Annotated in this window: 9 protein-coding genes; 4 read left to right on the plus strand and 5 right to left on the minus strand. The window is 68.0% G+C overall.

The window, feature by feature from the left end:
* Positions 1 to 593 (minus strand): hypothetical protein (locus AX721_RS03620; protein WP_197422447.1); only part of this gene is annotated, 593 nt, incomplete at its 3' end.
* Between the two features lie 881 nt (positions 594 to 1,474).
* On the opposite strand from AX721_RS03620, the gene AX721_RS03625 reads away from it, so the two are divergent.
* Complete coding sequence (locus tag AX721_RS03625; RefSeq protein ID WP_082765750.1) at positions 1,475 to 4,315, plus strand: TonB-dependent receptor domain-containing protein; 2,841 nt, start codon at positions 1,475 to 1,477, stop codon at positions 4,313 to 4,315.
* A 100-nt stretch (positions 4,316 to 4,415) separates the two neighbouring features.
* On the opposite strand, the gene AX721_RS03630 is transcribed toward AX721_RS03625, so the two are convergent.
* Both AX721_RS03630 and AX721_RS03635 read right to left on the minus strand, forming a co-directional pair.
* On the minus strand, positions 4,416 to 5,102 hold the full coding sequence (locus AX721_RS03630) for a TetR/AcrR family transcriptional regulator (RefSeq protein ID WP_068874668.1): 687 nt from the start codon (positions 5,100 to 5,102) through the stop codon (positions 4,416 to 4,418).
* Positions 5,103 to 5,348: 246 nt separating this feature from the next.
* Complete coding sequence (locus AX721_RS03635) at positions 5,349 to 6,830, minus strand: tannase/feruloyl esterase family alpha/beta hydrolase (RefSeq protein ID WP_068874669.1); 1,482 nt, start codon at positions 6,828 to 6,830, stop codon at positions 5,349 to 5,351.
* A 410-nt stretch (positions 6,831 to 7,240) separates the two neighbouring features.
* Between AX721_RS03635 and AX721_RS03640 the strand changes: the two genes are divergently transcribed.
* Positions 7,241 to 7,564 (plus strand): hypothetical protein, encoded by a 324-nt coding sequence (locus tag AX721_RS03640; protein WP_156696845.1) that lies wholly within the window; start codon positions 7,241 to 7,243, stop codon positions 7,562 to 7,564.
* A gap of 18 nt (positions 7,565 to 7,582) precedes the next feature.
* Here AX721_RS03640 and AX721_RS03645 read toward each other — a convergent pair whose 3' ends face one another.
* Both AX721_RS03645 and AX721_RS03650 read right to left on the minus strand, forming a co-directional pair.
* Positions 7,583 to 8,053, minus strand: a complete 471-nt coding sequence (locus AX721_RS03645; RefSeq protein WP_068874671.1) for a VOC family protein — start codon at positions 8,051 to 8,053, stop codon at positions 7,583 to 7,585.
* A gap of 43 nt (positions 8,054 to 8,096) precedes the next feature.
* Complete coding sequence (locus tag AX721_RS03650; protein WP_156466986.1) at positions 8,097 to 9,647, minus strand: tannase/feruloyl esterase family alpha/beta hydrolase; 1,551 nt, start codon at positions 9,645 to 9,647, stop codon at positions 8,097 to 8,099.
* Positions 9,648 to 10,131: 484 nt separating this feature from the next.
* Between AX721_RS03650 and AX721_RS03655 the strand changes: the two genes are divergently transcribed.
* Together AX721_RS03655 and AX721_RS03660 are read left to right on the plus strand one after the other, a co-directional pair.
* Positions 10,132 to 11,751: a DUF1592 domain-containing protein gene (locus AX721_RS03655; protein ID WP_068874673.1), complete on the plus strand. Its 1,620-nt coding sequence runs from the start codon at positions 10,132 to 10,134 to the stop codon at positions 11,749 to 11,751.
* Positions 11,748 to 13,094 (plus strand): DUF1552 domain-containing protein, encoded by a 1,347-nt coding sequence (locus tag AX721_RS03660; protein ID WP_068874674.1) that lies wholly within the window; start codon positions 11,748 to 11,750, stop codon positions 13,092 to 13,094. Before AX721_RS03655 ends, AX721_RS03660 begins: the two co-directional genes overlap by 4 nt.
* The last annotated feature ends 2 nt before the right edge of the window (positions 13,095 to 13,096 follow it).

Here is a 13,096-nt window from a genome sequence, read left to right on the forward strand (position 1 = left end):
ATCGTGCGGCCGATGGCCAGCGAGGTCAGCGGATCGTTGGACGGGCTCTTGATCACCGCGTCGCCGCGCGTGATCGCGTTCCAGAGGGCAGTGATCCCGGCGACGCCTGGGGAGTTCCCGGCGGTGATGTGGACGCATCGCGCGCCGAGCGGGCGCGTGTGGGCGACGCGGCCGTCCAGCAGCTCGTGCCGGGTCCAGCCGTCGAGGGCTTGAACGCCGATCCGCAGCTCGGCGACTTCGCGCACGTAGTCGGCCTTCAACAGTCCGGGGATCTGGCGCGCATAGGCGTCATGGAGGATGCCGGGCGTCAGGCCGGAGGTCAGGCAGGAGAGCTCATAGGCCTCCTGAAGGTAGGGGTTGGACGCCGGATCGAGCCGTTCGCTGAGCGCGTCCAGGTACGCCACCACGTCGGCGAAGCTGAGCTGCTCGTACATGTCCGACATCCGCGTCGGATCGGTCAGTGGCAGGCGGTCGAGGTACTTTGCGACATCGGGCGTCCGGAACCTGAGCTCGCCGCGCCGCGCCTCGTGGTCCGTCATGTGATCGGTGATCAATTCGCCCCGGATCAGCAGCGGGATGTCGTAGGTCTTCACAGGGGCGGCTCATGAGCAGGGACGGCCCCGCGAGCGGCGCCACGCAGTCTGCCGGCGACGCCAGGCGACCACCGACAGAAGGCTCTGCGGGGGGTCGGCCGTCAGTCACCATCGCCCGGGACACCGAGGCCACGGATTGGACCTGCCACCAGTAAACCCAAACGTGTCACCGTGGGCAGGGACACCTGCTGCACCTGACGCGGACGATAATGTCAATTGCGTCACGCTGGCGTCGGCCGCTCCACCCAGTTCCTGGAGCTCACACGCCCCGCCTCCGCGGCGCGTTTCCTCCCAAATGGGGAGGACATCCTCCCCCACCTCGCCGCTCGGAGCCTTGTCTCCGAGCGGCGCTCTCTGTCCCGAAGACTCGCCGTCGCGCGGCGAAAGCGGGCGCGGTCCCATCTCGCGCGGCGGCACGCAGGCGCGGAGGCCCTCTTGTCCCTGCCGAAAGGGACCCTCGATCCGCATTTAGCATAGGAAGATGATGCTAATCGCGTCGCACCCCCACGGGACTCCAACGATGACGCGCGGGGGAGGAGCCGGCGATGACACTGCGCCGCAAGGCCACGGAGGACGGCGGTTTCGCGATCGGCCGGCTCATGGACAGCACCAACCGCGCGGTCGGATGGCGGGGTGACCCGCCGACGGGGCGCCCCCCCGGCCGGCGCCGGCCCCTGATGGCCGCGAGCGCAGCCCCCGTCAGGACGGCTAACCCACTCGGCGGCCCGGACGCCAGGTCAGCATCTCAGCGCTCAAGACGTCACGGCGGCCACATCAAGCCAACGAGAGCCAATGGGCCGGACGCGTGCCGCGGCCGCGGACCGGGGCGCGAACGACGATCACAGGCAAGCGGCTGAGGCCGGAGCTGCAGAGGGGGAACCATGAGATTTGCGATCAAGACACTCTGGCTGTGCGGCGCAGGAGCTGGCGCACTGCTCGCGGCCGACGCCGCCTGCGCCCAGCCTTCGTCACCGACGCCTTCGGGCGCCGCCGCGCCAAAGGTCGCCGAGCTCGAAGAGGTACAGGTGACCGGCTCGCGCATCGTGCGCGACGGCTATGAGACGCCGAACCCGGTCACGGTGCGGACCAACGAAGACCTGCAGCAGACGGCGCCGATCAGCGCGATCGCGGGCCTAGGGCAGTTGCCGCAGTTCCAGGGATCGTCGCTGCTGACCGACAGCCGCCGGTTTTCGAGCCCGTTCACGCCCAACGGCAATTTCCTGAACCTGCGCGGCATCGGCTCAGTCCGTACGCTGACGCTCCTGAACGGCGTTCGCCTCCCGCCCACCAATTTCCTGGGCCAGGTGGATGCGAGCGTCGTTCCGCAACTTCTGCTGGAGCGTGTCGACGTGGTGACCGGCGGCGCGTCCGCCGCGTACGGGTCTGATGCGGTGGCCGGCGTGGTGAACTTCATCCTGGACGAGGACTTCGCGGGGATGAAGGCGAACGTCCAGGGCGGCGTGAGTTCGCGGGGCGACCGCTACAACTACCGGGTCGGGATCGCCGGCGGCTTCGCCCTGGGCGAACGCGGCCACTTGACCCTCAGCTACGAGCGGTTCGAGGCGACCGAGGTCAAGCGCAAGGACCGCGAGGTCTCCGCGCAGCAGCCGCCGATCGGCGTCGCCGCGAAGTTCCCGGGCGGCAATCAGGGCACCGCCTTGAACCCCTTCATCTATGTCTATGACGGCCGCTACACCGTGACGACCAGCGCCCTCGTCGCGGGCGGCCCGTTTGCCAACACCTATTTCCCCACGGCGGGGACATTCCGCCCGGTGCAGGGGACGGCGACCAACACCCCCGGGATCTTCGTCGGCGGCGATTGGGATATCCAGGACACCAACGGCACGATGGCGGCGCCGATCCTCGAGCAGTCCGCCTTCGCCCGCGCGACCTACGAGCTGACCGACAACATCACGGGCTACGTCCAGGGGATCTACAGCACGCCGGAGGATCGCTCGCTGGGCCTGACGATCCCGCTGCGGGGCGTCACAATCTTCAGCGGCAACCCGTTCATCCCCGCCGCCTTCCAGCAACAGATGACGGCCCAGAACGTCGCCAGCATCACCATCAACCGGCAACTGCACGAGGCCCAGCCCCTGGGCGTCTGGGCCAAGAACCGCACCTTCCTGGGCGGCGCCGGCCTGAAGGGGCGGCTGCTCGACCGGTTCAGCTGGAACCTCGACTATGCGTACGGCCACGCTCGGCACCGGCAATCCGCGCGCACCATCGATCTGCGGCGTCTGGCGGCGGCGGCCGACGCCGTCCGCGACCCGTCCGGCGCCGCCGTCTGCCGGGTCAATCTCACAAACCCCGGGCTCTATCCGGGCTGCGTGCCCATCAACCTGCTGGGCGCGGGCGCGCCGTCGCCCGAGGCGGTGGCCTACATCAGCGAGCCTCGCTCGGAGTGGAGTACGCTGAACGAAACGCACTTCGCCAGCGCCGGCGTCCAGGGCGACGTGTTCAATCTGCCCGCCGGCGCCGTCACACTAGCGATCGGCGCGGAGTACCGCGACGAGCGGCTGGATCAGGACTCCAATGCCGATCCCGCAAGCCCGTTGCCCATCACCGGTCTGCGCGGCATCGCCGCCACCAGCACCCGCTTCTATCTGGTGAACGCGGGCCTCGCGGAGGGTCGGGTCAAGGTCAAGGAGGTGTTCGGGGAAGCGGCCGTCCCGGTCCTCAAGGATGCGCCTCTGGCCAAGTCGCTCGATCTGAACGGCGCCGTTCGATACACCGACTACAGCACCAGCGGCGGGGTCACGACCTGGAAGGTCGGCGCCACCTGGGAGCCGGTCCAGGACGTGCGGTTCCGCGCGACCCGGTCGCGGGATATTCGCGCGCCCAATATCAACGAACTGTTCGCGGGGACCTCGCAGTCCCGCTTCCCGATCATCGACCCGCACACCAACACCGCCGTGAACGTGGCCACCCAGGCGGGTGGCAACCCAAACCTGGACCCCGAGAAGGCGGACACCCTGACGATTGGCGCGGTCTTTCAGCCGCGGTTCGCGCCGGGCCTGATGTTCTCGCTCGACTACTACAAGATCAAGATCCGTGACCTGGTTGGCTCGGTCTCCCTCGCCGAGACGCTGACGCTGTGCGAGGCGGCGAACGGAACCGGTCCCGCCTGCGAGCAGATCGTGCGGCCCTTGCCGTTCAGCGATCGGACGCCTGCCAATGCGCCGACCCTGATCTACACAAGCAGCATCAACATCGCCAAACGCATCTATTCGGGCGTTGATGCGGAAGCGACCTATCGCCGACCGCTCGGCGGCGGCGACCTCACGCTGCGCTTGCTCGGCACCTACATCGACAGCATCGAGACCCAGGCCACCCCGGCTTCCCCGGTGCTCGAGAACGCCGGCTACCTCGGGACGCCCCGCGTCGTCGCCAATCTGAGCGCGCGCTACGACAAGGGCATCTGGTCGTTCTTCATCCAGGAGCGCCTGTACGGGAAGGTGAAGCTCGGGGGGCCCACCCAGGTCTTCGACGAACGCGACCCGCCCGAGCTTTGGTACACCGATGTCACGGTGACCGCCCGACCCGCTTTCGCCGCGGACTACAACGGCGAATTCTTCCTGACGGTGAACAACCTCTTCGACCCGAAACCCTTCACCTCGGTGATCCAGGGCGCGGGCGGGGGCATCGGCAATCGCGCCTTCGAAGGCCGATACGACTTCATCGGCCGGACCTTCACCGCCGGCGTCCGCACCCGGTTCTGAGGTGGCGACTGCCGCGTCCCGCTTCGCGCCCCACACGCGGAGCGGGGCGCGTGCAGCCCGACGCCCCGGGTCCGTCTCGAGGTGGCGAGCTTCACCGTCGTCATGGGCTCCGGGGTGGAGCCGGGAAGACCGTCTCTGATCGAACGCCGCGCCAATCCACGCCGGGAAAGTTCACACTCAGGACGAAGAGGGCGAGCTCTTCGTAGGATCGACTGATGGTCTCAAGCTCGGGCACCGACTCGCGCACCGGACGGAACCGGCTCAGGCCGATGATCGAGGCCTGAAGGTTGAGGATCCGGGCCTCGGCCTGGTCAAAGCCCAGCGCTCTCCCGGCCTCGAAGTAGGCCTGCCAGTAGGTATTCAGGACCGGCCCCAACGTGGCGTCGATGGTTCCGGAGCGAGGGTCGACTAGGCCCTTGAACGTCTGGCGGCTTTCGGTCGGGTTGACCCCCCCATAGCAAAGGCCCAGCGCCAGCGCGCAGATCTTTGCGGCGGGCGAGGCGTTCGCCGCGAGCAGCCGGTCGAGTCGACGAAGGCCGCGTTCCACGAGGAGCAGCCGACAGGCGTTGACCAGCGCCTCCTTGTTGGGGAAATGCCTGTAGAGCGTGGGAAGCCCAACCCCCGCCAGGTCCGCCACGCCCTGCACCGTCACGAGCGCCATGTCCTGGTGGGTGAAGGCCTCGATCGCGGCCCGCAGGATCGCTTCGCGCGGCTCCACGTCGGCCAGCGGACCGTTGGGCGCGGCAGCTGGCGCGGGATGTCCCCAGCGCGCGGCGGCTCCCTTCATCGCCCGATGCTTGCGCTCGGCCGGGGAGAGCTTGGTACGACCTCTGCCAGAGGATCCCGCGGGCATGCAGGTCTCAGATAGCAGGCGGCTGACACGGATCAAGCCGGCCCCGGGAGTCTTGCCTGCCGTAGCCGCGGTGGGGGGAGGGCGCGACGTGGCGTGCGCGCCTCGCGTCGATCCCGCCTTCTCCCGACGCGACGGGAAACTGCGGCGGCGCCGGTTGCGGCCTCGGAGCGCCCCCGCGGCTCACTTTGCGGACCGGGCGGCGACGCAGCGGAAGCTGCTGGCCGCCGTGACGTCGCCGGTCCCCTTATAGTGGGCGTAGGTCGGGTAGGGGCACAACGGCCGCGAGAACAGGGTCTTGCCCGTCTCGGCGTCGATCCGCGTGGCGGTGAGGGATTGGGGCGCGCGCCCTTGGGTGACCCAGGCGTCGAGGGCGGGGAGCAGGGCGTCGGTGCGATCCGCGCCGGTGCCGCCGCGGCAATGCCCCACGCCGCCGAAGAAGTAGAACCGCATGGAGGCGTCGGCCTTGGCCTTGCCGCCGACGTTGGACACGAAGTCCTTGTAGTAGCCGAGCGTGCCGGCCGGCGGCACGCCCGGATCGCCGGCCCCCGTCCAGACGATCAGCTTGCCGCGCCGGGCGAAGGGCGAGATGTTCGCCGTCACTTCCCAGAGGTCGTAGAGCGCCATGACCTCACGCGCGTGGGCGTTGAAGTCATAGCCCATCGCGTCGACGGTGACGTCCTTGGCGATGAAGTCCTTCACATAGCTGTTCACGGTCGAGACGAAGGCGGACGTCGGTCCGAACGCCATCCGATCCCAACCGCCGGGCAGGGTCTCGGCCCCGTTCATGTAGTAGCCGAGTTCGGTCTTGCGGCCGCCGGCCAGGGTGATCGGCGACGTCAGGGCGGTGAGCACGGCGACCTGCGCGTCGGAGAGGCAGGTGTCGCCCGCATCGACGCCGCCGGGGCAGCGGAGGGTCTTCGGGTCGAAGCGACAGGACCAGTCGGAGACGATCCCGTCCGCGAGACCGTCCTTCGCATCGCAGCGCGCCATGACCGCCTTGTGCACCATGGCCATCTTGGTCGGGCTGATGGTCGCGCCGGGCAGGGCCGCCAGGCGCGCCGCCCTTTGCATGAGCGCGATGGGGCTCGTCCGCGCCGGCGCACCGGCGATGACGCCGTCGAACAGGTCGGGGTTGTGAATTGCCGCCGTCAGCGCTTCGCGACCGCCGGCCGAGCAGCCTTCGAAATAGGCCCGGACCGGCGCAGACCCGTAGTAGCGGCGCATCACCTCCCGGGCCACCGGCGTGACGGTCGGGACCGATTCCCGGACGAAGAGCGTGAGCTTCTGCGGATCGCGGGCAAAGGTGCTGTTGTTGCCGTCGTGGCCACCGTTGCTCGCCACGTCGCCATACCCCTGCGCAAGCACGCCCGGGTTGAGCGGGCGGATGACGCCGTCGAACCCACCGCCGCCACTGTAGTGGAGCTTGCCATTCCAGCTGTTGGGCAGCCGCAATTCGAACTTGAGCTCGGGCGCGATGAGGCCGCTAACCTTGCAGTACTCCGGAGCCAGAGGGGTGGCCCCGACGACTACCGCGTCGGTGATGGCGGCGCCGGCGATCTGCTGGCCGTTGAGTCCAACGCACTCGGCCGGGCTTGGCGCGGCCGCCGCTTCGGACGCGACCCCGAGAACCAGACTGGCGGCCGCGAGCAGGGACGCTCGCAAAGGGGTCACACGGCCGGGCGCAGTGGACGCAGCGGTTTGAAAACAACCCATCGAGGCTCCCCTTGGACGTTGTCGTCCTGGGCGGCCGGAGGCCGCACGACGGGATGGTGTTCACCGCATGCCGCCCCGTCTGTCCCAGGGTGGGGGGACATTCACGAACACAATTGGTCCATGAGTCACTTTCAGAGGACGCGATGCTCACTTGATTTGCAGCGTCCTGGTCAGTGCGCCCGCCCCTGAACAACGCTACCGGCGCTCAAGTCATCTATTGTCACTTTAGTGATAGTCACTTGAAGTGACTGGAAGGCTGGTTATCTCAGCAAGGATGAATTTGCCTTCGGGGCAAGGGTCAAGCGCCGCGTCATGCGGCAAGTGCTTGAACCCTGCGCGAAGCCTCGAGGAGGATGACCTTGCAGCGCCGCGCGCCGACCGGTTCGACCCTGATCGTTGTTCCGCGACGGCTGAGATCTCCGAGCGTTCGTAACCGCTTTCGGCTGCTCAGCCTGAAGACGGAGCGATGGATGAGCCGCCAGCGCGGCTTCCTCCGCTACTCGCTGTTCGAGACCGAGGATGGCTGGATGGAGCTCTTCGTCTGGCAAAGCTCGGCCGAAGCGGAGACGGCCCACACCCGCTTCAACGCCAGCGGCATCGCGGCAGACCTGGCCGGGATCCTCGATCCCGACGACGATAGCCGCGCCGCAGATCCGCTCGTCGTCGGCGCGCCCTCGGCGTGAGGCGTCAGATCGAATGGACTATGGCCGCATCACAAGCTCGATGCGGTTGCCCGCCGGATCACGGATCATCGCGACCGTGACGTCGCCAAGCCCGGGGGGCCGCGTCGGCGCCAGTTCCACGGAGCCGCCGGCCGCGATGACACGACGCACCGCGGCGTCCATGTCGCGGACGTTGAAGACCATGTTGGAGACGCCCTCCAGCTTCGCGTCGGGGGCGCGGTTGACCACGATGAGCCGCGTGGTCTTGGCCGCCTTCGCCGCCTCGACGGTCGGACCGAAGTTGAGGATCACTTCGAGCAGGTTCGGCCGCTCGAGGCGAAAGACCTCATGCATGCCGAAGGCCTTTTGGTAGAAGGCCGCGGTCCTTGGCACATCGGGCGCGCTGACGCGCACGTTGCGGATCGATATGTCCGGCTCGGCCGCCGTCGGCTGGGCGATCGCGGCTTGGGCCGCCGCCGCCAGGCTGAGTGCGATCAGGATTGCTCGCATACGCCGCTCCTCGTTGCAGTGATGATCCGCCAGCGGCGCCGCCTCAGCTGGCGGCGCAGGTCCAGTTGGCGGCGTCGTTGACGTCGGCGCCGCCGCCCTTGAAGACCGCGCGCATCGGCTCGGGGCAAAGGCGGAACGTCCGTCCGTCGCGGCGGCGGGCGACGATCGACCGAGGCGGCTCGCCCTTCTCAACCCAGTCGATCAGCGCCTTGAGCGCCTGGCGCATGACGTCGTCGGGTCCGACGCCGCCGGCGCAATGGAGCATGCCGGGGACGTTGAACATGCGCATCCAGTCGTCGACCCGCTCTGGCGAGGGCTCGAGTTTCCGCGCCCCCTCGAGGTTCGGCAGGCCGTAGGTCAAGAATGAGCCGATCGGGTCGTCAGCGCCGTAGTAGGCGATTATCTTGCCGCCCTGGTCGCGGAAACGGTGGAACTCGAACGGCGCGCGGTCCGACCCGTCCGGGCGGGCATAGATCGCCTGCACCTTCGGATCGTCCAGATTGACCGTGAGCAGGTTAGGCTTGCCCGGCGCGGCCTCAAACACCGCCTTGGTGCTCAGATAGGCGCGCGGCACACCCGCCGCCGTGGTGTCGGCCCACGGCGGCGGCTGGGCGCCGAAATACCACGTGGTCCAGTCGGTGACCCGCGTCACCGGCAGCCCCCGCACCTGCAGCGCGGGGGTGGTCAGCTTGTAGGTCCAGCTCGACCGCGCGAACTCGAAGGCCTTCATCTGGGCGTCGGAAAAGCCGACCGTTCGCAGGATGGCGGGATCGAAGGTGATCAACCGCTCGTCCTGGATGATGCCGTCCTGGGCGCCGTCCACCGCGTCGTACTTCTGGATGATCGCCGCTTCCGCGGCCGCCATCAGCTTCGGGGGAATCCAGCCATCCGGATGCCGTAGAAGATACTGTTCGACGCGCGCCCACTGGACCGTGTTGGAGGGGCCGATTGCGGAGGCGTCGCCGATCACGACGCCATCGAAGTCGGCGGCGCCGTGTGCGCGCATGCTGTTCCAGCCGGCCACCCCGCCGCCCGAGCAGCCGGCGGTATAGCGGCGGATGGACGGCGTCCGATAATAGCCGCGCGTGAACTGCTGTGTCGCGACGGCGGCCGCGTGCATCCCGCGGTGGGCGAGGTTGAGCCCCTGGACCGGATCGCCCCAGACAGAACTGTCGATGCTGAAGGCGGGTGCCGTGCCCCGGTCCATGGCCGCGACGGCGAAGCCCTGCGCCAACAGTTCGGGGTCAGGATCCGGCACGCGTCCGCCGGTGCCGCCCTGCGAGGTCATGAAGTACCGGCCGTTGAAGCGTTCCGGCAAGGCGAGGCTGAAGCGGACGGGCCAGGGGCCTGGATTGTCGACAGTCACAACCCCATCCAAGCGCAGGTAGGGCAGGCCGCTCACGGTCTGGGCAAGGGTGGCTGATAGGAGCTTGGCGTTGGCAGGCAGTAGGGGCTGCAGGCCTTCCACGGTGGGACGGCCCGGCGGCGCCATGGCGACCGTTTGGGCCTGAGCGGGTTGGGGCTGTGCGGGCAGGCAAAGCGCCAATCCGGCGCAGGCGCCCGCGACGGTGCGCAGCGATATCGACCTCACCACGATGACAAGCTCCCTTCCCCGGTTCGATGCGTCTGCGCGCAGTTTGAGGGCGACCCAGGCCCAGGCCCTCCGCCACGCTGAGCCCACTCCGCGCCCGACGCCTCGGCGACGCCTGAAGTCACCGCCGAGCGCATGGTCATCACGGGCCAGTCAAGGCGTCTGTCCCACGACGGAGGGACAGCGGCCGGATCAAATTGGGTGTGGAGTCAGCATCCACATTCAGCTGTCTGCCGTCGCGACGATGCGCGACGATCAGACAGAAATCTCCGTGGGTTAACCCGTTGCCCGATGATCTATCGAGGAGTGCCCGCAAATCTAATTGAAGTGTTGGTCATTGACGCTGCTATGACGGTTTCGTAGGTTCACGGCGCGGCTCGAAAGAAGCCGATGGGTCCAGGGAGGAAAGCTGTTGCGACGCTGGTTGACGTGCTTGGCGGCGACGACGTGCCTTTCGGCGGCGCTACTTCCGGCAGCTTCCCAAACCTTGGCGGCGAGCAAGCCCGGGGAGGCCGCGAAGACGCTCGTCGCGGCGCGGCGGCTGACGGAAAGTCAGTATCGGAACGCAATCGCCGACATCTTCGGGGCCGACGTCCAGGTGAATGGCCGCTTTGAAGCGGGCAGGCGCGAGGGCGGCCTTCTGGAAGTGGGAAATCAGGAACTCTCGGTCACGGCCGGGGGCTTCGTTCAGTATGAGGCCATGGCGCGCAGCGTGGCCGACCAGGTCTTGGCCGAGAAGCGCCGCGAGACGTCGGTTCCTTGCCAGCCGGCGGACGCCAAGGCGGCGGATTCCGCCTGCGCCAGCAAGTTCGTTCAGGCCTATGGCGACCTGCTCTTCCGCCGGCCGCTCGCCAAGCGCGAGGTGGCCGCCCGCGTGGCGCTGGCGGACCAGGGCGCTTCCGCGGCCCGCGACTTCTACGCCGGACTGAAGCCCGCCTTGGTCAGCCTGCTGATGGCGCCGGAATTCCTGTTCCGGGTGGAGGCGGCCGAACCGGATCCCGCCCATAAGGGGCAGCTGCGCCTCGACGCCTACAGCAAGGCGGCGCGGCTCTCGTACCTGCTCTGGGACGCCGAGCCCGACCCGATACTGCTGGAGGCGGCCGGACGGGGCGAGCTCCACACCCCTGAAGGTCTGGACCGGCAGCTGACGCGGATGCTCGCATCGCCTCGGGTGGAGAAGGGGGTACGGGCGTTCTTCACCGACATGCTGCAGATGGACCAGTTGGACGGCCTGACGAAGGACGTCGCGGCCTATCCAAAGTTCAGTCAGTCGCTCGTTGATTCCGCCCGCGAGGAGACGCTTAGGGTCCTGGTGGATCACCTGCTGTCTCAGGACGGGGACTATCGGGACATCTTCCTGACCCGCGACACCCTGATGAACCGGCACCTGGCGGCAGTCTACAATGTGCCGTTCGTCGCGGGCGGCCAGGAATGGACCCGCTATTCCTTCCCTAAGGAAGCTGAGCGGGCAGGAGTGCTCACCGGGGTGACATTCCTGTCGATGTTCTCGCACCCTGCGGCGTCTTCGCCGACCAAGCGCGGGGTGAAGGTCAATGAGATCTTCCGCTGCAGCCCCACGCCCGAGCCTCCGGCGGACGTGGACTTCTCCAAGGTCCAGGCGGTGGACCGCGGAACGGTGCGGACGCGCCTGATCGCACACATGACCAATCCCGGATGTTCCGCCTGCCACAAGGCCAGCGACCCCCTGGGTCTTGCGCTCGAGCATTTTGACGGCATCGGCCAGCGGCGCACGCTGGAGAACGGCGCCCTGATCGATGTCAGCGCCGAGCTCCGCGGCAAGCTCATCTCCGGCGCGCCGGGTGTGGGCCAGCTGCTTCGGGACGACCCCAAGGTTCCGGCCTGCCTCGTCAAGCAGGTCTACGCCTACGGTGTCGGACGAACGCCGGGGGACGACGACGAGACGTTCCTGGCCGCTCAGGCCAAGACGTTCGCCGCCGACGGCTATCGGTTGAAGGCGCTGCTGCGACGGATCGGTTCAAGTCCGGAGTTCTTCAAGGTGGCCCCGCCGGAACGGGCGGTCGCGCCGCCGCCGGCGCAGAAAGTCGCCGCCATCATCCCAGCCCGGACCGCAGGAGGCCCTCGATGATCTCGCGGTTCAGCCGCCGTTCTCTGATGCGCGGGGTGCTCGGCGGCGCCACGGTATGCGTGGGCCTTCCCGCCCTCGACATGTTCCTGGACGGCAATGGCCGGGCCTATGCCAACGGCGCGCCCTTGCCGACGCGCTTCGGCACCTACTTCTGGGGCCTTGGCCTGACCCACACTCCGGCCGGAACGCGCTGGGTGCCCACCAAGACCGGGGCCGGCTGGGAGATGACGCCGGAACTCAAGTCGCTGGAAGGGGTGAGAGAGAAGATCAGCGTCTTCTCCGGCTATCGGGTGATCGGCGACGGCAAGCCCAACCTGGTGCACTGGAGCGGCCACGCGGCGATCCTGTCGGGCGCCGCACCGGCCGTGAGCGGCAGTTTTGAAGGCCCATCCCTGGACACCCAGGTGGCGGACGCCATCGGGACCGGCACGCGCTTCAAGGCGCTGGACATCTCGGCCTCGGGACGGACCGTCAGCTATTCGACGCGTACGGGGAAGGGGTTTGCGACCCCGGAGACGACGCCCCTCGCGCTCTACGCACGGCTGTTCGGCGAAGGCTTCCAGGACCCCAACAGCCCCGACTGGAAGCCCGATCCCAGTGTCATGCTCCGCAAGAGCGTGCTGTCGGCCATCAGCGAGCAACGCAAGGCCCTGGCCCTCGATGTGGGCCGCGCCGACCAGATGAAGCTGGACCAGTATTTCACGTCTCTGCGGGAGATGGAGAACAGCCTCTCGGTGCAATTGCAGCGACCCGAGAAATGCGAGGCCTGCGTCATCCCGCAGCGCCCCGAGGAAGGCCAACGCGGCGTCGCGATCGACGTCGTCAACGCCAACAACAAGCAGATGGCCAAGCTGCTCGCCATGGGCCTGGCCTGCAACCAGACCAAGGTCTTCAACTGGATTCATACCTCCGCCACGTCGGACACCTATCTGCCCGGCGACTCCAAGATCTACCATCAGCACACGCACGACGAGCCCACCGACAGCAAGCTCGGCTACCAGCCCCTCACCAGCAAGCTGGCGGGCGAGGTCATGCAGGGGTTTGGCGACTTCCTGACGGAGCTCAACGCGATCAAGGAAGGCGACGGAACCTTGCTGGACCACTCGCTCGTTCTGGCGTTCAGCGACACCGGCTACGCGAAGATCCACTCGATCGAGAACATCCCGATGATCATCGCCGGCGGCGCCGGCGGACGGCACAAGGCCGGTCAACATGTGGCGTCGAAAGGCGACTCGGTCACCCGCGTCGCCCTCACCGCGCAGCAGCTGGCGGGCGCGCCGGTCGGCGAATTCGGGACGGGCGCCATGCGGACCTCCAACCCGATCTCCGAGATCCTGGCGTAGGG

It is taken from the genome of Phenylobacterium sp. CCH9-H3, from assembly GCF_001557235.1.
GTDB lineage: Bacteria > Pseudomonadota > Alphaproteobacteria > Caulobacterales > Caulobacteraceae > Phenylobacterium.